Genomic DNA, 21,647 nt, shown 5'->3' with positions numbered 1-21,647 from the left:
TTACCTCCTGATGTAGGCAAAGGATGCGCCTCGATGGTGCTTCAACTGTGATGAAGACGGGGCCGGGACAATCACGAACCGATCAAATTTGCGGTGTTGGAGCGTGTGGTGCCAGGGTCTCAGGACGGCTCGGGATTTCACCCATTCCTGCCCCAGATTTCCGTTTGAGCCAGGCCCCGAACCTACCACCACCGTAGCGAGGCTTGACATCGCGATGCGAAATGTAACAATAAAAGTTACATGAATGGAAGCGACGATTTTTCCCAAAGAGCTGCTGCCGCCTTCGATGCGGCCCATGCGCGTTCCTATGCGGAAGGGCCGCCGCGTCAGGTGCCCGGTTTCGCCGGCCTTCATCGTATGACCTCGATGCTGCTTTCGGAGCGCGTCCCAACCAATGGGCGTGTTCTGGTTCTCGGGGCGGGCGGCGGGCTTGAGCTGAAGGCTCTCGCCGACGATCATTCCGGCTGGACGTTCGATGGCGTCGACCCATCGGCCGACATGCTGCGGGTGGCCGAGCAGATCGTGGGACCGCACACTGCCCGCATGCGTCTTCACGAAGGCTACATCGACGCAGCACCAGAGGGGCCGTTCGACGGCGCCGCCTGCCTGCTGACGCTCCATTTCGTGCCTCGCGAGCAACGCGTCGAGACCCTCAGGCAGATCCATCGCCGCCTGCTGCCGGGCGCGCCCTTCGTCGTCGCGCATATCAGCTTTCCGCAGGCCGAGCCCGAGCGGTCGATATGGATCGACCGCCACATCGCTTTTGCCGGAACCGACCCTGCCAATGCAGAGAACGCCCGGCGGGCGATCGGCACCAAACTGTCCATCCTGTCGCCCGAGGAGGACGAAACGATGCTGCGCGAGGCGGGGTTTTCGGGTGTCAGCCTGTTTTATGCCGGGCTGAGCTTCAGGGGCTGGGTGGGCTACGCCTAGCCCTTGCCATCGTCATCGACTGGCGGTGACGATGGCCCTAACAAAGCCCCTAAGCCCCTCCTCCACGAAAGCCGCCACGTCGCCTTTGGGGTCAAACCCCCACCACAGCAGCGAGCCTTGCCACTGCGAGGCCATCAGCAGACCTATGCCGGAAGGCGCATCGGGAAGGCCGGCAAAGCAATCGTCCAATGCTGCGGAAAGCGCCGCTTTCCACGCCGCACCGCGCGCCCGTAGTGCGGGATCGCGCAGGTCTTCGCGCAGCACCAGCAGGCCCTCGGCATAGGTTTCGATGCCGCCATAATCCTGCGACAGCCCGACCAGCAGCGCAATCGCCCCGTCGGGCGTCTTCGGTGCGCTGGCGGCGAGCCGCTCGGTTTTCTCGTCCAGCCCGTCCCAGGCATGCAGCAGCGCCTTCTGCTTCAGCACCGCCTTGTTGCCAAAACGCTGCACCAGCGTCGCCGGCGACAGGCCGCAGGCGCGGCCGAGGCTGTCGAAGGTCAGCGCTTCCGGCCCGCGCTCGTGGATGATTTTCAGCGCGGCTTCCAGCACTTGCTCGTCGGACAGCAACTTGCGGCGGGGCATCTTGACTTCCATTTATAAACGAATATTCACTTATAAATAATTCCAACCGTAAAGGCCAGTGCCGATGATGGTTGATCACAGGAGAGTTCGATGACGCTTGTCGGGAAAGTCGCCCTTGTCGCGGGTGCAACGCGCGGTGCGGGCCGGGGCATCGCGATGGAACTGGGCGCGGCGGGCGCCACCGTCTATGTCACCGGGCGCACGACGCGCGAGCGGCAGTCCGACTATGCCCGGCCCGAAACCATCGAGGAAACCGCCGAACTGGTCACCGCCGCCGGCGGCAAGGGCATCGCGGCGCGCGTCGACCATCTGGTTTCCGAAGAAGTCCGCGATCTCGTTGCGCGCATCCGCGCCGAGCAGGGCCGGCTCGACGTGCTCGTCAACGATGTGTGGGGCGGCGAAAAGCTGTTCGAATGGAACAAGCCGGTGTGGGACCACGATTTGGAAAACGGCCTGCGCATGCTGCGGCTGGCCGTCGACACCCATCTGATCACCGCGCACCACGCCCTGCCCCTGCTGATCGAGCGGCCCGGCGGCCTGCTGGTAGAGGTGACGGACGGCACCGCCGAGTACAATGCCGAGCACTACCGGCTGTCGCCCTTCTACGACCTCTGCAAGGCCTCCGTGCTGCGCATGGCCTGGGCGCATGCCAAGGACCTTGCGCCGCACGGCGCGACGTCCGTTGCGCTCACGCCCGGCTGGCTGCGCTCCGAAATGATGCTGGAAGCGTTCGGCGTGAAGGAAGAAAACTGGCGCGACGCCACCGCAGACATTCCGCACTTCATCATCTCCGAAACCCCGCGCTTCATCGGCCGCGCAGTGGCAGCCCTAGCCACCGACCCCGACCGCGCCCGCTGGAACGGCCAGTCGCTGTCCAGCGGCGGCCTGGCGCAGGTCTACGGTTTTACAGACCTCGACGGCTCAAGGCCTGATGCCTGGCGCTATGTGCCGGAGGTGCAGGATGCGGGGAAGCCGGCGGATGCTACGGGGTATCGGTGAGGGGTCGATGACAGCAGTAGTGCGTATTGCTCAATAAATTATGTTCCCCTTTTGTTCGCAAGACGCTATACTGTGGACGGTAACTAATTTACGAGATTTAAGACGCTTAGAGATTTTGAATGCGTTTGCGCCGATCATTTCCTATTCAAGAGGATGCAAGCGAATATGATTCGCTAGGGGCGGCGCGGGTTTTTTGGGAAATGGCTAGTCAATCGAAATCGCAGCGGATTCGTGATCCGCTCCATAATTTAATCGAGTTTGACAGCGAGCAATTCGAGCAAACAATGTGGCGCGTCCTTCAGACGCGCCCGTTTCAGCGCCTCAGAAGAATTCGCCAACTCGGTTTTTCTGAATTTGTATTTCCTGGTGCAACTCATACTCGATTTGCCCACTCAGTCGGCGTCTTCCACATTGCGCGCCAACTTATGGCGATAATTGAGAGGGATCCAGCTAAGCGGACGCATCAATCACACGTAGCACTTGTCGCTGCCCTTGTGCATGATTTGGGGCACGGAATGTTCAGTCACGCATTCGAAGACGTTGGCAAGAAGCTCAATCTGTCAATGGCCATTCATGAAAACGTGAGTGATGCCTTGATCCGTAGTTCCGAAGTTAGCGAAGTCCTTAATAAAGAACTGGGCCGAAGCTTCTCTGACGAGGTGGCGGACGTAATTCGGAACAAGAACCCCGGAAATTTATTCGACGCCGTTGTTTCTAGCCAGTTCGATGCGGATCGACTCGACTACATGCAACGTGATCGGTTGATGACAGGGGTTCAAGGCAGTGGTGTGGATGCCACTTGGATTCTTGCCAATCTTGAAGTTGGCACGGTTCCGACAAACGCCGACGAAGAGGCTGCCGGCGAAGTCAAAACTCTTGTTCTAGGCCCTAAAGCGTTTCATGCTGCCGAACATTATGTTCTTTCTTTGTTTCAACTTTATCCAAATGTCTATCTTCACAAAACTACACGCGGGGCCGAGAAGATTTTCTCATCTCTGATTTTGAGAATACACAAACTTGTCGAGAGTGGCCAAAAAAAATCGTACGCCCTTCCAGATGAGCATCCAATAACTTTGTTTCTTTCTGATCCAGATAATATCGAAAAGGCTCTTCTTTTAGATGACGCGGTCTTCTGGGGGAGCTTACATTTTCTGTGCAACTCAGAAGACAATCTAGTGTCTGAATACGCAAAGCGGCTTCAAAACAGACAACTATTGAAATGCCTCGACGTACGGCAATTAATCGAAGGAAAAGTCCCGGTGCGGCGCGGAATGACAATAGATGATCGCCGTGAGCGGGAAGCAAAAATTACGATAAAGGTCAAATCCATACTCAAAGAAGTAGAGGAGCACGCGTCAGATCGTCAGAAGAATAATGGTCATGAAATACTAATTGATGAATACAGGCGATCTCCATACAAAAAATTTCAAGACTCTCAGACCCCGTTAAACCAAATACTGATAAAACAAGCAGGCTCTATTGAAGATATGGCTCATCTTTCATCTGTGGTTTCTGGAGCGGAATCTTTTGAAGTTAGTCGCATTTACATAAGCGAAGACGATGCTGACGGCAGAGCGATGGTCGAGAAAGTTCTACAGAATTCAATGGGAGAGAAATAAATGGCCTATGATCTCCATGAGCGAGCTGCATCCCTAGTCTTAGATGCGGGAGGAGAGTTAGTTGGACGGACACGTCTTCAGAAAGTCGCGTATCTTTGCTACCTAGCTGGGCTCTCGAATGAATTCGAATTCGAGTATCGTCACTACGGTCCGTTCAGCGAGGAACTTGCAGATGCGATGCGGTTAGCAACGGACCTTAAGCTGGTAACAGAAGAAGAGCGTAAAACTGATTGGGGCGGCTGGTATTCAGTTTTTACGGCGGTCAAACAAAGAGACGCCGTTAATCCGGAGCGCATAGCATTTATTTCTGCTGCGGCGAAAGTAGGAGCCATTGAGCTTGAGTTAGCCGCCACCGCAGCTTTTCTTTTTGATGAAGAAGGATTTGGCCGAGATGGCGGTGGAGACCCGTGGGAGGAAACCGCTCGCCGTAAACCCGAAAAAGCCAGCGACGGGCGCCTTGAGAAAGCAAAGGCAGCCTACCGCAAGCTCAAAGAAATTCAAACGCCGAAGCCGCTGCCGGAGATTGCTTAGAGGTAGCGGCAATTACTACCACCCGCTCGCTCAGATAAAAAAGAACTTACCTGCGAATTTAGTCATGATGCCGCGGAATTTGTCAGACATCCTAGATGCCTCACGCGCCCGCCGATCTTGCCCCGCTCCCGTCATACTCGTTCCTTTCCACCCGGCGATAAAAGTCCGCTAGTTGCTTGCCGCGTTCGTGGCGGAAGGGGCGGCCGGTGGGGGTGATGGCGCTGATGCGGTCTATGCGGAAGGCGCGGAAATCGTCGCGCATTTCGCACCAGGCAACCAGCGTCCAGACCTTGCCCCAGAACCACAGGCCGAGCGGGCGCACGTCGCGGGCGGTGGTGCGGCCGGCCTCGTCGCGGTAGTCCAGCGTCAGCACGTCCCGCTTTTCGACGGAGCGCTCGAGGATGTCGATCGCCTTGCGGTCGGCGTCGCTGACCACCCACATCGGCGTGTGGATTTCCGTGCGGGCGATGCGGTCCTTTTCGGCGTCGGGCAGCACCGCGCCGATCTTGACCAGCGCCTCGTCGGCAGCCCGCGCCATGGTGGCGCCACCGAAGGCCCTGACCATGCGCGCGCCGGCAACGAGTGCTACGATTTCATCTCTTGTGAACATGAGCGGCGGAAGGTCGAACCCCTCCCTCATTATGTAGCCGACGCCGGCCTCGCCATCGATCGGCACGCCCGTCGACTGAAGGTCGGCGATGTCGCGATAGATCGTGCGCTCCGACACTTCGAGCCACTGGCCAAGTTTCTGCGCGGTGACCAGCCGGCCGCCGCGGAAATGCTGAACGATCTGAAAAAGCCTGTCGGCGCGCCGCATGGTGTTATCCCGTCAATCCTTCGCGCTGCCGCTGCTCGGCAACGAAGCCCGCGCCGAAGGTCAGCCGCTTCGTGGTCGGCGTCTTCGCATCGAGCACCCGCCAGAACGGCGTGATGTCGTCGAGGCCCACGCCGCGCTCCAGCGCCTCATGTGCCGCCTCGGCCACCGTGCGCAGATGATAGCCTGTATAGATCGGGCAGGTAACCTCGGCCTTGTGGGCCCGGGCCAGCGTCTTGCGCATCGTCACGACGTCGACATGGTGACCCGAGGGGATGGCGCGAATGAAATCGTCGACCAGCTTCGGCGTCGGCACCAGCATGACCTCGCCCTTGCGCATGCCGGCAATCGACACCGGCGCGGGCTTGATCTCGACTTTCGCCGGCGCGTTGAGCCTGTCGGTCCAGCTTTTCATGTCGAGCATCCTCCACGATCCCGAAATGGCAACATGGCATGATCCTCCTGACAGCATAATGTCAGGAGCCTCGTCGGGATAGTCAGGAATATTCGCGCGCGAAGAGCGAGCGCATTTCGCTGACCGCATCCGCCCGCTCGGGATAAAGCGTGCGCAGGAATTCCAGCGCGAATGTGCCGGACGCCGGACCGGGCGCCGAGACGATGCGGCCGTCAACCACTGCGTGCGGCACGTCCTGGTAGTTTTCTCTCCCGGCATAGTCTGGCTCGTGGTGGAGGATCCAGTCGCGGCCGTTGCTGGTGTGCTTTGCTTTCCTGAACAGGCCGGCACGCGCCAGCGCCAATGTGCCGGCGCAGATGCCGCCGACCACCCCGCCGCGTTCCTCGACGGTGTGCAGAAGTGCTGAGACGTCCGGCGCCTTTTTCGAGGCCCAGCCGTCGGAGCCGATGACGGCAATGGCGTCAAGATCGGCGTTTTCCGCGGGATCGGCGCCCCGATCGGGCGAAAGGCGAAAGCCGCTCATCGATGTCACCGGCTCGCCGGTCGGGGTCAGCGACACGGCGCGCGCGCTGAACCATTCGACCGCCGAGCCGGAAAGCAGGCCGTATTCCCAGTCGGCAAGACCCTCGATGAACAGGAACCCGATCGTTTTACCGGCGGACATGAGCATCTCCTTCCCCGCTCAACCGCGACGTGCGCGGCGGGCGGCGTAATTATCCGGCCAGCCTATATCCTTCTGGATGCTGCGCGGAAGGGAATTGATGAAACGCTCGGTGCGGATCTCGTCATGCAGGGTCTGGACCTTGCCGGCATAGTGCTTGAGCGTGCGGAAGATATCGGTGGTAAACATGACAGCTCTCCTTCGTTAACGGAGACACTATCCCACACCCGTACTGACAGCAGTCTGTCAGGAGGGTTTTGGGGATGGCAGTATTCCGCACCACTTCGACTTTTCATGCATGACGTCTATGTCTGCACCGGCTCTGACGTGATGTTCCGGCGAGGCATGGATTCCCGACCCTCTCCGCTCGTTTCACTCGCTCACGAGGTCGAGAATGACGCTTCTTATGACCCTTACGCAGATCGCCAAGGTTTGGAGATTAGCGAACGTCCTAAATGCATTCGTCATTCTCGACCTCGTGAGCGAGGAACGAGCGGAGAGTGTCGGGAATCCATGCCTGAACGTTAGAACATCGCCATCGGCGCAGAACTGCGGTGGCGTATCTGACACCTGAGCAGCAGGAGTCCTCAGGCCCCCTTCACCGGCACCGTGTAATTCAGCGGCAGGCGGCCGCCGTCGGCGTAGATGGTCTGGCCGGTGATGTAGCTGGCATCGTCGGAGGCAAGGAAGGCGGCAATCGCTGCAATCTCGGACGGCTCGCCGACACGGCCCATCGGCGTGCGCGACAGGATGCGGGTCTTCGCCGCCGCGTCGCTGTTCACGCTGGCCAGCATGTCCGTCATGATCGAGCCGGGGCCTATGGCGTTGACGCGAACGCCATGAGGCGCCAGCGACAGTGCCATTGCCCTGGTGAGCTGGTTCACGCCACCCTTGGAGACGGAATAGGCGACCTGATCGGGGAGAGCCACGACGGCGTTGATCGAGGACATGTTGATGATGGAGCCGGCAGACCCACCCTTCTCCACTTTCTCGACCATGAAGCGGGCGACCGCCTGGCCGGCGAGGAAGGAACCCTTCAGATTGACCTGCAGCACGCGGTCGAAATCCTCTTCCTTGAGCTCCAGGAAATCGGCGCCGTGGACGATGCCGGCATTGTTGACGAGAATGTCGATGTCGCCGAAGGCATCGATGGTGGCGGCGACCAGATTGTGGATGTCGAGGCGCTTGCCGACATCGGCCTTGACGAACTGGACCTTGCCGAGCTTGGCGAGATCGCGTTCGGCCTTTTCGCCCTTTTCGTGATCGACATCGGCGATCATCACGCGGGCGCCGTCATGCAGGAAACGCTGGGCGATCGCCAGCCCGATGCCGCCCGCCGCACCCGTTACGATCGCCGTCTTGCCGGTAAGGGCCATGGAATTCTCCGTTCGCTTGGCCGGTTTATATCCACGCGAAGGCGATCGGAACAGGGTTTCCGCTATACAAGCTGCCGGACAAATTCCGCTAGATTGTCGAGCGTGGAGGAAAGTCCTGCCGCATGATCTTCCGCACGTATGCCTTCCGGCACATTCTCGCAGACGATGCTGACTTCCGTCCCGCCGGCCACAGGCCTGAGACTCCAGGTCATCTTCATTTCACCTGCAAAAGCCGGGTCGTCCGATTCGAACGTCACGATCTGCACGACGCGATCATTCGGCACCAGTTCGACGAAGCGTCCCTCCACGATATCGGTGTCTTCGGAGGCCTTTCCACGCACCGAAGGATCGGGCGCATCATACGTCAACGACATTCGGTAATGGCCGCCGGCCTTCGGTTCGAAGGTTTCGATCCTGGCAATCATTCCCTTGGGCGGCAGCCACTCCACCAGGGCAGCCGGATCGACGAAGGCATTGTAGACAGTAGCCGGCGAAGCCGTGACGATGCGAGACGCCTTGTCGGTTCTTCCCATCGTTCTAGCCGATCCCCCGCGCATTGAGCGCCGCCTTGATCTCGTCGAGGATGGCGGGATCGTCGATCGTGGCCGGCATCTTCCAATCCTCGCGGTCGGCGATCTTCTGCATGGTGGCGCGCAGGATTTTTCCCGACCGCGTCTTGGGCAGGCGCTTGATTGCCACCACGATACGGAAGGCGGCGACCGGGCCGATGCGCTCGCGCACCAGCGCCACCACTTCCTTCTCGATGTCGGCGGCGTCGCGGGAAACGCCGGCATTGAGCACGACGAAGCCGCAGGGCACCTGCCCCTTCATGGCGTCGGCGATGCCGATGACGGCGCATTCGGCAACGTCGGGATGCTCGGCCAGCACCTCCTCCATGCCGCCGGTGGAAAGCCGGTGGCCGGCGACATTGATGATGTCGTCGGTGCGGGCCATGATGAAGAGGTAGTTCTCATCGTCGATATAGCCGGCGTCGGCGGTTTTGTAATAGCCGGGGAATTCGATGAGATAGGCCTCGCGAAAGCGCTCACCGGCATTCCACAGCGTCGGCAGGCAGCCGGGCGGCAGCGGCAGCTTGACCACGACATTGCCGAGCGTGCCGCGCGGCACCGGGTGGCCGGCATCGTCAAGGATCTGCACGTCGTATCCGGGCATCGGCACGCCGGGCGAGCCGTATTTGACCGGCAGCTGCCCGAGCCCGACCGGGTTCTGGCTGATCGGACTTCCGGTCTCGGTCTGCCACCAATGATCGATGACGGGGACGTTGAGGTTGCGCTCTGCCCATTTGATCGTTTCGGGGTCGGCGCGCTCGCCGGCAAGGAACAGCGTGCGGAATTTCGAGAGGTCGTATTTCGGCACGAACTCGCCCTTCGGGTCCTGCCCCTTGATGGCGCGGAAGGCGGTCGGGGCGGTGAACAGGGCAACGACGCCATGCTCGGAAATCACCCGCCAGAAGGTGCCGGCATCGGGCGTGCCGACCGGCTTGCCCTCGAACAGGATGGTGGTGCAGCCATGCAGCAGCGGCGCATAGACGATGTAGGAATGACCGACCACCCAGCCGACATCGGAAGCGGCCCAGAACACCTCGCCCGGCTTGACGCCGTATTCGTTTTCCATCGACCATTTCAGCGCCACCATGTGCCCGCCATTGTCGCGTACGACGCCCTTGGGCTGGCCGGTCGTGCCGGAGGTGTAGAGCACGTAGAGCGGATCGGTGGCGGCGACCGGCACGCAGGGCACCACGCGGCCAAAGGCCTTCGCAGCTTCAACCGTCTCGGCATAGTCGACATCGCGGCCGGGGATCAGGTCGCAGGTCTGCTGCTCGCGCTGAAGGACGATGCAGGCGGAAGGCTTGTGCCACGCCAGTTCGATGGCGCCGTCGAGCAACGGCTTGTAGGCGACCACGCGTCCCGGCTCGATGCCGCAGGAGGCGGAGATGATCAGCTTCGGCGTCGCGTCGTCCAGCCGGGTTGCGAGTTCGCGCGCGGCAAAGCCGCCGAACACCACCGAATGGACGGCACCGATGCGGGCACAGGCGAGCATGGCGAAGACCGCTTCCGGCACCATCGGCATGTAGATGATGACGCGATCGCCCTTTTCCACACCCTGATCCTGGAGCACGGCGGCGAGTGCGGTGACTTCCGCCAGAAGCTCGGCATAGGTGAATTTTTTCTGGGTGCCGGTGATCGGGCTGTCGTAAATCAACGCGAGCTGGCCGGCGCGGCCACCGGCGACATGGCGGTCGACCGCGTTGAAGCAGGTGTTGCATTCGGCGCCCGCGAACCAGCGGCCATAGACGCCGGCGTCGGCATCAAAGACCTCGTCCCACGGCTTTACCCAGTCGATGTCGCGCGCTGCCTCGGCCCAGAACGCCTCCGGGTCCTTTTGCCAGCTTTCATAGACTTCATGATAACGCGAACGCATCGCAACACCTCCCAAGCGGCGACAGACTGTGGCCGTCTTAGATGAAGATCAGGGCAGGCGTCCATCTGACTAAGGGATAAACGGACTATCGCCGGGGGGAATTCTGATGGGTCTGAGCGGGTGAAGGACCCCACCCCTAGCCCCTCCCCACAAGGGGGAGGGAAATTTTCCGCGCGCTCCGCCCCAATCTTCACTGTTTCTCGTGGCGATGGCGACGAAATTGTCCCCCTCCCCCTTGTCGGGAGGGGTTAGGGGTGGGGGTCCTTCAAGCGCAATTGCCCTGCGTTCAGAGACAACCAGACAACCACTTTGACAGCCACCCGCATTGCTGCTCAAACACGGCCATGTCCAAGGCGCTGTCGCTCGTCATCATAGCCATAATGGCAATCCAGCTCATCAAGCCGCTTGGCTTGCCGGGCCTCAGGCAGCGGCGCGATTTCTGGAAGCTGGCGGTGCTGGCGCTGGGGGCGATCGGGCTGACTGTATTGCTGAGCCACGCGGTCTGAAGAGCGACTTGCGGAAAAATAAAAGCTTCGCATTCGCGCGCCGCAAACACTAACTCATCCTTAACCATAACAGTTCATGAAGAAGATCGTTAGGAATGCGTCTTTTTTTAACGCCTTCCTTTGACCAAATTTCGCCTTGAAAAGGCCGGCAACGGCGCATTTTGGGGCACTTCCGGAAGCTTCGCGCGAACGGACCACATGGGATGATGCGCAAGGGCGGGCCGCGAGCGGCGCCCGGAAATATTAAGGACTGTCTTATCATGGAAAATCTCGCACTCGCCGAACCGAGCGCACAACTGTCCATCTGGGCGCTTTTCTGGCAGGCCGGCTGGGTCGTCAAGCTGGTGATGCTCGGCCTGCTCGGCGCTTCCGTCTGGACCTGGGCGATCGTCGTCGACAAGCTCATCGCCTATAGCCGGATGCGCTCGGCACTGAACCGCTTCGAGCAGATCTTCTGGTCGGGACAGTCGCTGGAAGAACTTTACCGCACGCTGTCGGACCGCAAGACCACCGGCATGGGCGCGATTTTCGTCGCTGCCATGCGCGAGTGGAAGAAGAGTTTTGAGAAGGGCGCAAAGGCACCGTTGGGCCTCCAGACCCGCATCGACAAGGCGATGGACCTGGCGCTGACCCGCGAGATGGAGCGCATGGAAGGCCGGCTCGGCTTCCTCGCCACCATCGGTTCGGCAGCCCCCTTCATCGGCCTGTTCGGCACCGTGGTCGGCATCATGACCTCGTTCCAGGCCATCGCCGGATCGAAGTCGACCAACCTCGCCGTCGTCGCCCCCGGCATCGCCGAAGCGCTGCTGGCGACCGCTATCGGCCTGCTCGCCGCTATCCCGGCGGTCATCGCCTACAACAAGCTGTCATCGGACGCGAGCAAGATCGCGGTGCGTATGGAAGGGTTCGCGGACGAGTTCTCCGCCATACTCTCGCGCCAAATCGATGAAAAAGTCGCGGCCAAGGCCTGAGGTAGAGCAATCATGGGAATGTCTGTAGGAGCGGCGGGAGGCGGACGCGGAGGGCGCGGCCACAGGCGGCGCGGCCGCCATCACGGCCTGATGTCCGAAATCAACGTCACGCCTTTCGTCGACGTGATGCTGGTGCTGCTCATCATCTTCATGGTGGCAGCCCCGCTGATGACGGTCGGCGTACCGATCGACCTGCCCGAAACGCAGGCCAAGGCGCTGAATTCCGAAACCCAGCCGATCACCATCTCGATCAACCAGGCCGGCCAGATCCATATCCAGGAAACCGAGATCCCGATCGAGGAACTGGTGCCCAAGCTCGGCGCGATCGCGCAGGCCGGCTATGAGGAACGCATCTATGTGCGCGGCGACAAGACCGCCGACTACGGCACGGTCATGAAGGTGATGGCCCGCATCCAGGCGGCCGGCTACACCAAGATCGGCCTTGTGACGCTGCAGGAACAGGACCAGTAGAATTCGATGAAGGCCGGTCTCACCACATCGGTTGTCCTGCATGTCGCGGTCCTTACCTTCGGCATGCTGACGCTGTCGGCACCGAGCGCCCTCGAGGTCGCCGATGTCGAGGCGTTTCCGGTCGACATCATTCCGATCGAGGAAATCACCCAGATCCAGCAGGGCGACAAGACCGCCGCCGTCAATGAAAAGCCTGCGCCCAAGCCGACGCAGCGCCCCGACATCGTGCCGGACGCGCAGAAGGTCGGCGAAAACACCGTCGACACCGACAAGAAGCCGACGCCGGAAGCCAAGCCCAAGCCGGTGGAAGCAGCCGACGCGCCGCCGCCCTCGCCCGAGCCGACACCCAAGCCTGCGCCCGAGCAGCCCAAGCCCGAACCGGTGAAGCAGGAAGAGCCCAAGCCGACGCCGGTGCCCGCCACCGAAGTGACGCCGCAGCCGCAGCCCAAGCAGGAAGTGAAGCCGGACCCGGTGGCCGAGACGATCGCGGCTGAAAAGCCCGACGCCGAGACCGTCCAGTTGCCGAATACCGCGCCCTCGCCGGCGGCCAAGCCGCAGCCGCCACAGGCCCAGACGGCAAAGACGCCGGACCGCAAGGAAGCCGAAAAGCCGGCCAAGGAAGCAGCCGCCAAGCCGAAATCGACGGAAAAGTCATTCAACGCCGACGAGGTCGCAGCCCTCCTCAACAAGGACAAGGCTTCCGGTGGCGGCGCCAAGCGCTCGACCGAACAGGCATCGCTGGGCGGCGAAAAGACCACCGGCGGCTCCAAGCTGTCGATGAGCGAAATGGACGCGCTGCGCGGCCAGGTGCAGCGCTGCTGGAACATTCCGGCCGGCGCGCTCGACGGCGACACGCTGAAAGTCTCGGTCAAGTTCAAGCTCGACCGCACCGGCGCGCTGGAAGGCAGCCCCGAGATCATTTCCGGTGGCGGCAGCTCCGGCGTCGAACGTGCGGCCGCAGAAGCTGCCCGCCGCGCCGTCTCGCGTTGCTCGCCCTACAATCTTCCCGCCGATAAATATGACGCCTGGGCTGACGTCATCGTCAATTTCGACCCCAGCGAGATGTTCTGACCCACATCCGCGCATCTGGACCAAAGAGGCCGAACTTCATGAAGAATTTTTTCAAGACGATCATGCTGATGGGGGCGCTTGCCACGGGGCTGAGCGCGGTCGCCACTCTGCCGGCCCATGCGCTGGTCGAGATCGACGTCAACAAGGGCACGGTCGAGCCGCTGCCGGTCGCCATCACCGACTTCCTGTCGGGTGATGCAGTCGGTGCCGAGATTTCCAGCATCGTCGCAGCCGACCTGAAGCGTTCCGGCCTGTTCGCGCCGATCGACAAGGGCGCCTTCATCGAAAAGATCTCCAATCCGGACGCCGCCCCGCGCTTCGAGGACTGGAAGGTCATCAACGCACAGGCGCTCGTCACCGGCCGGGTCAGCCAGGAAGCGGACGGCAGGCTGAAGGCGGAGTTCCGGCTGTGGGACACCTTTGCCGGCCAGCAGCTTATCGGCGAGCAGTTCTTCTCCTCGCGGGCCAATTCGCGCCGCGTCGCCCACATCATCGCCGACGCCATTTATGAGCGCCTGACCGGTGAGAAGGGCTATTTCGACACCCGCGTCGTCTTCATCGACGAATCGGGCGCCAAGAACCAGCGCAAGAAGCGCCTCGCCATCATGGACCAGGACGGCGCGAACATCCGCTATTTGTCCGATGGCCGTTCGATCGTGCTGACGCCGCGCTTTTCGCCGACGCGCCAGGAAATCACCTACATGTCCTATGAGAGCGGCCAGCCGCAGGTCTATCTGCTTCAGATCGAGACCGGCCAGCGCGAACTCGTCGGCAATTTCCCCGGCATGACCTTCGCCCCGCGCTTCTCGCCCGACGGCCAGAAGGTCATCATGAGCCTGCTGCGCGACGACGGCAATTCCAACGTCTTCGCCATGGACCTGCGCAGCCGCACCACCACGCGCCTGACCAATTCGAACTCGATCGACACCTCGCCGTCCTATTCACCGGACGGCTCCAAGGTCGTCTTCACCTCCGACCGCGGCGGCCGCCCGCAGATTTACGTCATGGGCGCGGACGGTTCAGGCCAGACCCGCATCTCCTTCGGCGACGGCACCTATTCGACGCCGGTATGGTCGCCGCGCGGCGACCTGATCGCCTTCACCAAGCAGGCAGGCGGCCAGTTCCAGATCGGTGTGATGAAGACCGACGGTTCGGGCGAGCGCATTCTTTCCTCGGGCTTCCAGCAGGAAGGCCCGACCTGGGCGCCCAATGGCCGCGTGCTGATGTTCTTCCGCGACGCCGCAGGTGCGGGCGGACCGAAGCTCCACTCGATCGACCTGACGGGCCGCAACGAACAGGCCATCCCGACGGCCAACTACGCCTCCGACCCGGCCTGGTCGCCGCTGCTTGAGTAAAACGAAAGCCTTCAGAACGCGGCGGTTCATAGGATCGCCGCGTTTCCGCCGCATTTCGGCCTACGGTGCGCGGGAAATGGAATGTGGGTCGTATGCCGGGCGCGGACGGGCGCCGGCAACCAATCATTAACCCTGTTTCTTGACCGGCGGTTAACTGCGATGTGGTTACTGATCGATCAACGAAATCACTCGAATGCGAAGGAGAGGCGGGATGCGCCGCATCGCTAAACTAGCAACCAACCCTGTGGTCATCGCCTTGATGATGTCGCTGGCTATCGCCGGCTGTGCTTCCAAGAAAACCCCTAACAGCGCAGCCGATCTCGGCCTGGGCGGCGCGGGCGCTGCAACGCCTGGCTCGGCCCAGGACTTCACCGTCAATGTCGGCGACCGTATCTTCTTCGATACCGACTCCTCGTCGATCCGCGCTGACGCGCAGGGCATCCTGTCCCGTCAGGCCCAGTGGCTGAACAAGTATGGCAACTACGCCATCGTCGTCGAAGGCCATGCCGACGAGCGCGGCACCCGCGAATACAACCTGGCACTCGGCGCACGCCGCGCCGCCGCCGCCCGCGACTTCCTCGTCGCCCGCGGCGTCGCCTCCAACCGCCTGAAGACGATCTCCTACGGCAAGGAACGCCCGGTCGCCGTCTGCGACGACATTTCCTGCTGGTCGCAGAACCGTCGCGCCGTCACCACGCTCTCCGGCGCCGGAAGTTAAGCGCTTGATCCCGTAAAGTTGCAGACTTTACGGACAAGATCATGCGCGAGCAGAGAGCCTGATCCCGCCACAAGCGGTAAATTAGCAACACCTGTTTTGGAAAGGCGGCTCAAGGGCCGCCTTTTTCATTGCCACATTTTGTAAACAAAATTTGGCCGAAGTCTCGCTCCCTGATAAAAGGCGGTGCGCAACCGCGCGATTTCCCGTTTTTCAATGGCGAGAGGCACATGTATTTTCGATCCATCCTGAGCGGCACACTTGCCGTGCTATTGCTTTCAGGCGCGGCTTTTGCGCGTGACGCCGGACCGGGACACGGCCCAGGCAGAAGCGACGGCGCGGGTATTTCCACACCATCGCCAGCCGCAGGCCTGCCGGGCGTTTTCGGCAACCGCAGCGGCGGCACGTATCAGGTCGCACAAGCCGGCGATCCACGCGTCAGCGGCCTCGAAGAGCAGATCCGTTCGCTGAACGGCAAGGTCGAGGAACTCAACTTCCAGATTCTGCAGATGCAGGAACAGCTCCGCAAGATGCAGGAAGACAACGAGTTCCGCTTCCAGGAGCTTGAAGGCAAGAAGAAGTCCGACGCGGGCTCGGGCAAGACCAATAGAAGCGTCGCGGAGAATTCCGCGGCGTCTTCCGACAAGCAGACGACCGCCGCAACCGGCGGTTCGTCATCGCAGAGCGTCGAGCAGGTCATCGGCGAGAACGGCGGCGGCGCCACCACCCCGCCAAGCAACGGAACGGGAAAAGCCCCGACGACCTTCGGCACGATCACCTTCGACGCCGATGGCAACGTCACCAGCGGCAGCGTCGGCGACCAGGCTTCGGTCGGCGGCAGCGACCTGGACGCGCCAGCCAACAACGACGACGCGGCACCTTCGAATGGCACGGTCGTCGCAGCATTGCCCGCGACCGACGATCCGGACGAGGTCTATCGCAACTCCTACCAGTTCATTCTTTCGGGCGACTACAGCACGGCGGAATCCGGCTTCCGCGATCACATTGCGCGTTTCCCGGCCGACCCCAAGACGGCTGATTCGCGCTACTGGCTCGGCGAGGCCCTGCTCGGACAGCAGAAATATCGCGACGCGGCTGAAATCTTCCTCGCCGCCAACAAGGAATTCCCCAAGGCCAAGAAAGCGCCCGACATGCTGTTCAAGCTCGGCGTCTCGCTTGTCGGCCTGCATCAGCGCGACGTTGCCTGCGCCACCTTCGGCGAAATCGGCAAGCGCTATCCCGAAGTTTCCGGCGCCCTCAAGGAGCGCATCAAGCAGGAACAGGCGCTTGCCGCGTGCTGACCGCTCCGGTGGGTATCGACCCGCTTCAGCTATTCTCGAATTTTGATGTCGCGCCCCGCCGCGCGCTGATCGCAGCGGTTTCCGGCGGCAGCGACTCGCTCGCCCTTCTTCTCCTGGTAAAATCCTTTCTCGACCGGACCGACCCGGCGACCCGGCTGGTGGCGGTGACCGTCGATCACGCACTGCGGCCGGGCTCGGCAGACGAGGCCGACGATGTCGCGCAACTCGCTGCCCGCCACGGCATCGCCCACCGCACCATGACATGGACCGGCGAAAAGCCGGCGACCGGCATTCCCGCCGCCGCGCGCGAGGCGCGCTACAGGCTGCTGGCGCAGGCAGCACAGCTCGAAGGCACCGACCTTGTCCTCACCGGCCATACCGCCGACGACCAGGCCGAGACGGTGCTGATGCGCAAGGCGCGGCAGGACGACGGGCGCGGGCTTGCCGGCATGGCGCCGGCGACCCTGTTCGATAGCAGCGCCTGGATCGCCCGGCCGCTGCTCGGCACGCGCCGCGAAGCCTTGCGCGACCTTTTGCGCGCGCTGGGCGTTGCATGGCTGGACGACCCGACCAACACCAACGAGACCTTCGAGCGCCCGCGCATGCGGGCAGAACTTAGACAGGATAGCGAGCGGGTGGCCGAAGCACTGGAGATTGCCGGTGAAGCTGCCGGCGAACGTATGCGGCTGGGTGCCAAAGCCGCCGCCCTGATCGATGCATTTGCCAGCCGCCCGGCACCCGGGCTTCTGCGGCTCGACCGCGATTTCGCAGCGCCGAAAAATCGCGACGCCGCCGTCTACGCGCTGCGCATCCTGCTTGCAGTCGTCGGCGGCACGCCTTTCCTGCCCGACGAAGCGCGCGCCACCGAACTTTTCGGCCATCTTGGGCGGGACACTTTTTGCGCCACATTGTCGCGGACGGTGATCGACAAGCGGCGAACCGGCATTTTTTTCCACCGCGAGACGCGCGGACTGCCGGCCTTATCGATACCCGATGACGGCATGATCTGGGACGGCCGCTACCGCATCGCGCGCACCGCTTCGGTCGACGGCGCCACCGTCGCGCCGCTCGGACTGCTGCAGGCCAAGTCCTTGGCGACACAGACGGAAAACCCGCCGGCAAGCCTTGTCCGCCCTGCCCTGGCCGCCGAGCCAGCGCTGTGGCAGGACGAAGAATGCCTCGGCCGGATTGCCGCAGACGCCGCTTTGTGGGGGCTCAGGGCGACGCCGGTTGCGGCTCCGTGGGCGCGTTTTCTGCCGGCTTTCGATCTCGAACCAGCCCGCGCCGTCGTTGCGCTGCTGGGCGCTGAGCCCCTGCCCGCTTCGCCATGGCGAGGCCACAAAGCTAAAGCTTAACCGATCCGTGCTCTTCTGCTTGGCATTGGCCGAGACGGTGCCTATGTTAGAGCCAAGCTTTTCACCAACAATGCGTGTCCGCTTGCGGGCACGAACAGGATAATCGATGAATCCGAATTATCGTAATCTCGCGCTCTGGGCGATCATCGCCGTTCTTCTGATCGCGTTGTTCAATCTGTTCCAGACGCCGCAGACGCGGGGCGCATCGAACGATGTCGCCTATTCGGATTTCCTGAAGGAGGTCGAGGCGGGCCGCGTCAAGACGGTAACGATTGCCGGCGATCGCATTTCGGGCACCTATAACGACAGCGCCAGCGCCTTCCAGACCTATTCTCCGGGCGATGCGACACTGGTGCAGCGCCTGCAGGACAAGAACGTCACCATCCAGGCGCGTCCTGAGAACGACGGCTCCGGCTCGCTGTTCTCGATGCTGCTTTCGTGGTTGCCGATGATCCTCATCCTCGGCGTGTGGATTTTCTTCATGCGCCAGATGCAGTCCGGCTCCGGCCGCGCCATGGGCTTCGGCAAGTCCAAAGCCAAGCTTCTGACCGAGGCGCATGGCCGCGTCACCTTCGGCGATGTCGCCGGCGTCGACGAAGCCAAGGAAGACCTGGAAGAAATCGTCGAATTCCTGCGCGACCCGCAGAAATTCCAGCGGCTGGGCGGCAAGATCCCGCGCGGCGTGCTGCTCGTCGGCCCTCCCGGTACCGGCAAGACGCTGCTCGCCCGCTCGGTGGCGGGTGAGGCGAATGTGCCCTTCTTTACCATTTCGGGTTCGGACTTCGTCGAAATGTTCGTCGGCGTGGGTGCCTCCCGCGTGCGTGACATGTTCGACCAGGCCAAGAAGAACGCGCCCTGCATCATCTTCATCGACGAAATCGACGCCGTCGGCCGCCATCGCGGCGCCGGCCTCGGCGGCGGTAATGACGAGCGCGAGCAGACGCTGAACCAGCTGCTCGTCGAGATGGACGGTTTCGAGGCCAATGAATCGATCATCCTGATCGCCGCTACCAACCGCCCCGACGTTCTCGACCCCGCGCTGCTGCGTCCGGGCCGCTTCGACCGTCAGGTCGTGGTGCCGAACCCCGACATCGTCGGCCGCGAGAAGATCCTGAAGGTGCATGTGCGCAACGTGCCGCTGGCCCCGAATGTCGACCTCAAGGTCGTCGCGCGCGGCACGCCGGGCTTCTCAGGTGCTGATCTCGCCAACCTCGTCAACGAGGCGGCCCTTATGGCTGCGCGGCGCAACAAGCGCCTCGTCACCATGGCCGAATTCGAGGACGCCAAGGACAAGATCATGATGGGCGCGGAGCGCCGCTCCTCGGCCATGACGCAGGAAGAAAAGACCAACACCGCCTATCACGAGGCCGGTCACGCCGTCGTCGCGCTGAACGTGCCGAAGGCCGACCCGCTGCACAAGGCCACCATCATTCCGCGTGGCCGCGCGCTGGGCATGGTCATGCAGCTGCCGGAAGGCGACCGCTACTCGGTGACCTACACCTGGATGATCTCGCGCCTTGCGATCATGATGGGCGGACGCGTCGCCGAGGAACTGAAGTTCGGCAAGGAGAACATCACCTCCGGCGCTTCCTCCGACATCCAGCAGGCGACCAAGCTGGCGCGCTCGATGGTGACCCAGTGGGGCTATTCCGACAAGCTCGGCCGCGTCGCCTATGGCGACAACCAGGAAGAGGTCTTCCTCGGCCATTCGGTGGCTCGCACGCAGAACGTCTCGGAAGAGACCGCGCAGATCATCGACGCCGAAGTGCGCCGCCTGATCGACGAGGCCTATGCCGAAGCGATGCGGATCATGACCAAGAAGAAGAAGGAATGGATCGCGATCGCCGAAGGCCTGCTCGAATACGAGACGCTGAGCGGCGAAGAGATCAAGCAGCTGATGGCCGGCAAGAAGCCGTCGCGCGACCTCGGCGACGACACGCCCCCGAGCCGCGGTTCGGCCGTGCCGAAGGCCGGTTCGACCGGTGGCCGCCGCAAGAAGGGCGAGGAGCCCGAGGGCGGCATGGAGCCTCAGCCACAAAACTAAATACTTTTAAGGAATGTGAAACGCCGCTGGATGAAAATCCGGCGGCGTTTTTCGTTTGGCCGCTCAGCCCCCTCTCCGTCGCGCTTCGCGCGCCACCTCTCCCCCATTTCATGGGGGCGAGGAACCGGTACCCATCGAGGCCGCGACATTTCAGAACTTGGGTTCCTCGCCCCCGCAAGGCGGGGGAGAGGTGGCGCGCGAAGCGCGACGGAGAGGGGTTTATGCGAACAAACCCTGCCTGCTCAACTAAGCATTCGCCTCTTCCAGAAACTCCTGCACGACGCGGTCGTTGGCGTGAATGCAGACGATCTCCAGCCGGCCTGTTCCCACATTGACGAATTTATGCGGGATGTTGGCGGCGCCCACGACGATATCACCGGCGGTGGCGCGGGTTTTTTCCCGCCCGACGGTAAATTCGGCCTCACCCGAGCGCACGACCCAGGTTTCCGTATAGGGGTGGACATGTAGCCCCGGCCCCTGCCCCGGATCGTTGTCGACAAGAAAGAACGACACTTCGGAGCCATGCTCGTTGCCCTGGAAGAGAACGGTGCGGCTTGCGCCGGGCTTCGGTTCGGTGCGGCGAATGACTTCGTACATCTTGCTTCTCCCGGTTGGTTCGATTGATGCGGCAAAACTATCTTGACGTGAAGATATCTAGCGAAGAAATATCTTCACGTCAAGATATAATGAGCCTATAGGCTTTCCATGGAGACAAGCATGAGCGACAAGCCGAAACCCGACCATGTCGATCGCCTGCGCGGCCAATGGGCCCGTGAAGCGCCTGATATCGACACCACGCCGATGACGATCCTCGGGCGGGCCTACCGCCTATCGAACCTCATCCGCCCAAGCATAGAGGCGACCTTCGCCGGCTTCGGCCTCGACCGCGGCGAGTTCGATGTCATCAGCACGCTGCGCCGCTCCGGCCCTCCCTACAGGCTGACCCCGACCGACCTCTACACATCGCTGATGATTTCTTCCGGCGGCCTGACCCACAGGCTGGGAAGGCTGGAGAAAGCAGGGCTTATCACCCGCGAAAAATCACCCGAGGACGGCCGCAGCTTCTTCGTCGCGCTGACGCCGGAAGGCCAGACGCGCGCGGAAGAAGCGTTCCGCGCCGACATGGCGAGCGAGATGCAGTTCCTCGAAAAGCTCAGCCCGGAAAAGCGCGCCGCCCTTGCCGATCTGCTGCGGGAGTTGGTGCAGGGGGTGGAGGAAAGAGACGCGGATGCTCCGTGAAGTAATCAAGGAACAGCGTCAGCCATAGGCAACCGTTACGCGTGTCGGCCAATCGGGATGGCTGCGCCAGATTCGCACGCGCGTTATTTCCGTCTCGATGAACCCCATCACAAGCACGACACCTGTTGCAGTGCTCACGAACAATGTCCGGGTCGGTGTTTCGATGAAGTCGTCGAAATCCGCGTCTCGCCTCAACCACACTTCTCGTGCAGGGCCGAACGCAAGCCGCGTCCTGCCGTCTATTTCC

23 protein-coding genes are annotated in these 21,647 nt (G+C 62.0%); 14 read left to right on the top strand and 9 right to left on the bottom strand.

The genetic code is table 11. The features are described 5' to 3' along the window. Positions 1-240: 240 nt before the first annotated feature. Positions 241-933: a class I SAM-dependent methyltransferase gene (locus DZG07_RS04740; protein WP_119814719.1), complete on the top strand. Its 693-nt coding sequence runs from the start codon at positions 241-243 to the stop codon at positions 931-933. Positions 934-945: 12 nt separating this feature from the next. Here the strand turns inward: DZG07_RS04740 and DZG07_RS04735 are convergent, their stop codons facing one another. Then, positions 946-1,515, bottom strand: coding sequence for a TetR/AcrR family transcriptional regulator (locus DZG07_RS04735; protein WP_119821404.1), 570 nt, complete (start codon positions 1,513-1,515; stop codon positions 946-948). Between the two features lie 90 nt (positions 1,516-1,605). Here DZG07_RS04735 and DZG07_RS04730 point away from each other — a divergent pair, with 90 nt between their 5' ends. The 3 genes from DZG07_RS04730 to DZG07_RS04720 all read left to right on the top strand — a co-directional run bounded on the left by DZG07_RS04730 (position 1,606) and on the right by DZG07_RS04720 (position 4,664). Next, positions 1,606-2,514, top strand: a complete 909-nt coding sequence (locus tag DZG07_RS04730) for an SDR family oxidoreductase (protein WP_119814716.1) — start codon at positions 1,606-1,608, stop codon at positions 2,512-2,514. A 119-nt stretch (positions 2,515-2,633) separates the two neighbouring features. Next, on the top strand, positions 2,634-4,133 hold the full coding sequence (locus DZG07_RS04725) for an HD domain-containing protein (protein WP_119814714.1): 1,500 nt from the start codon (positions 2,634-2,636) through the stop codon (positions 4,131-4,133). Then, on the top strand, positions 4,134-4,664 hold the full coding sequence (locus DZG07_RS04720; RefSeq protein ID WP_119814711.1) for a hypothetical protein: 531 nt from the start codon (positions 4,134-4,136) through the stop codon (positions 4,662-4,664). 100 nt (positions 4,665-4,764) lie between these two features. Here the strand turns inward: DZG07_RS04720 and DZG07_RS04715 are convergent, their stop codons facing one another. The 7 genes from DZG07_RS04715 to DZG07_RS04690 all read right to left on the bottom strand — a co-directional run bounded on the left by DZG07_RS04715 (position 4,765) and on the right by DZG07_RS04690 (position 10,372). Further along, positions 4,765-5,481 carry a YafY family protein gene (locus tag DZG07_RS04715; protein ID WP_091909338.1) on the bottom strand — a complete coding sequence of 239 codons (717 nt, stop codon included), beginning with the start codon at positions 5,479-5,481 and terminating at the stop codon, positions 4,765-4,767. A gap of 4 nt (positions 5,482-5,485) precedes the next feature. Then, positions 5,486-5,893: a hypothetical protein gene (locus tag DZG07_RS04710; protein WP_119821402.1), complete on the bottom strand. Its 408-nt coding sequence runs from the start codon at positions 5,891-5,893 to the stop codon at positions 5,486-5,488. Between the two features lie 82 nt (positions 5,894-5,975). Then, on the bottom strand, positions 5,976-6,557 hold the full coding sequence (locus DZG07_RS04705; protein WP_119814708.1) for a DJ-1/PfpI family protein: 582 nt from the start codon (positions 6,555-6,557) through the stop codon (positions 5,976-5,978). A gap of 18 nt (positions 6,558-6,575) precedes the next feature. Then, entirely contained in the window at positions 6,576-6,743 is a 168-nt protein-coding gene (locus tag DZG07_RS23725) for a hypothetical protein (RefSeq protein ID WP_091909333.1), read from the bottom strand. 398 nt (positions 6,744-7,141) lie between these two features. Then, the gene (locus DZG07_RS04700) at positions 7,142-7,930 is read right to left on the bottom strand and encodes an SDR family NAD(P)-dependent oxidoreductase (RefSeq protein ID WP_091909330.1); all 789 of its coding nucleotides are present in this window, start codon (positions 7,928-7,930) and stop codon (positions 7,142-7,144) included. 62 nt (positions 7,931-7,992) lie between these two features. Beyond that, complete coding sequence (locus DZG07_RS04695) at positions 7,993-8,463, bottom strand: SRPBCC family protein (protein ID WP_245429581.1); 471 nt, start codon at positions 8,461-8,463, stop codon at positions 7,993-7,995. Positions 8,464-8,467: 4 nt separating this feature from the next. Next, positions 8,468-10,372: a propionyl-CoA synthetase gene (locus tag DZG07_RS04690; RefSeq protein ID WP_119814703.1), complete on the bottom strand. Its 1,905-nt coding sequence runs from the start codon at positions 10,370-10,372 to the stop codon at positions 8,468-8,470. A 344-nt stretch (positions 10,373-10,716) separates the two neighbouring features. On the opposite strand from DZG07_RS04690, the gene DZG07_RS23720 reads away from it, so the two are divergent. From DZG07_RS23720 to ftsH, 9 genes are all read left to right on the top strand, one after another. Then, positions 10,717-10,878 (top strand): hypothetical protein, encoded by a 162-nt coding sequence (locus tag DZG07_RS23720; RefSeq protein ID WP_162931547.1) that lies wholly within the window; start codon positions 10,717-10,719, stop codon positions 10,876-10,878. A 260-nt stretch (positions 10,879-11,138) separates the two neighbouring features. After that, complete coding sequence (gene tolQ, locus DZG07_RS04685; protein WP_091909317.1) at positions 11,139-11,849, top strand: protein TolQ; 711 nt, start codon at positions 11,139-11,141, stop codon at positions 11,847-11,849. A 12-nt stretch (positions 11,850-11,861) separates the two neighbouring features. Then, positions 11,862-12,320 (top strand): protein TolR, encoded by a 459-nt coding sequence (tolR, locus tag DZG07_RS04680; protein ID WP_091909313.1) that lies wholly within the window; start codon positions 11,862-11,864, stop codon positions 12,318-12,320. Between the two features lie 6 nt (positions 12,321-12,326). Continuing rightward, positions 12,327-13,391 carry a hypothetical protein gene (locus DZG07_RS04675; protein WP_091909310.1) on the top strand — a complete coding sequence of 355 codons (1,065 nt, stop codon included), beginning with the start codon at positions 12,327-12,329 and terminating at the stop codon, positions 13,389-13,391. Between the two features lie 38 nt (positions 13,392-13,429). Further along, a complete protein-coding gene (gene tolB, locus DZG07_RS04670) occupies positions 13,430-14,746 on the top strand; it encodes a Tol-Pal system beta propeller repeat protein TolB (protein WP_119814700.1) in 1,317 nt (438 codons plus the stop codon). Positions 14,747-14,957: 211 nt separating this feature from the next. Continuing rightward, positions 14,958-15,464: a peptidoglycan-associated lipoprotein Pal gene (gene pal / locus DZG07_RS04665; protein ID WP_119814697.1), complete on the top strand. Its 507-nt coding sequence runs from the start codon at positions 14,958-14,960 to the stop codon at positions 15,462-15,464. Positions 15,465-15,691: 227 nt separating this feature from the next. Beyond that, positions 15,692-16,762 carry a tol-pal system protein YbgF gene (ybgF, locus tag DZG07_RS04660; protein WP_119814694.1) on the top strand — a complete coding sequence of 357 codons (1,071 nt, stop codon included), beginning with the start codon at positions 15,692-15,694 and terminating at the stop codon, positions 16,760-16,762. Next, entirely contained in the window at positions 16,756-18,117 is a 1,362-nt protein-coding gene (tilS, locus tag DZG07_RS04655; RefSeq protein ID WP_245429580.1) for a tRNA lysidine(34) synthetase TilS, read from the top strand. The genes ybgF and tilS overlap by 7 nt, the downstream gene beginning before the upstream one ends. A 106-nt stretch (positions 18,118-18,223) precedes the next feature. After that, positions 18,224-20,161, top strand: coding sequence for an ATP-dependent zinc metalloprotease FtsH (ftsH, locus tag DZG07_RS04650; protein ID WP_091909298.1), 1,938 nt, complete (start codon positions 18,224-18,226; stop codon positions 20,159-20,161). Between the two features lie 246 nt (positions 20,162-20,407). Here the strand turns inward: ftsH and DZG07_RS04645 are convergent, their stop codons facing one another. Continuing rightward, the gene (locus DZG07_RS04645; protein ID WP_119814691.1) at positions 20,408-20,758 is read right to left on the bottom strand and encodes a cupin domain-containing protein; all 351 of its coding nucleotides are present in this window, start codon (positions 20,756-20,758) and stop codon (positions 20,408-20,410) included. Positions 20,759-20,878: 120 nt separating this feature from the next. Here DZG07_RS04645 and DZG07_RS04640 point away from each other — a divergent pair, with 120 nt between their 5' ends. Then, positions 20,879-21,400 (top strand): MarR family transcriptional regulator, encoded by a 522-nt coding sequence (locus tag DZG07_RS04640; protein ID WP_119821398.1) that lies wholly within the window; start codon positions 20,879-20,881, stop codon positions 21,398-21,400. The last annotated feature ends 247 nt before the right edge of the window (positions 21,401-21,647 follow it).

This window comes from Mesorhizobium sp. DCY119 (assembly GCF_003590645.1).
Lineage (GTDB): Bacteria > Pseudomonadota > Alphaproteobacteria > Rhizobiales > Rhizobiaceae > Mesorhizobium_M.
The sequence above is the reverse complement of the archived record's forward strand: the minus strand, read 5'-3'. Positions and strand labels throughout refer to the sequence as shown.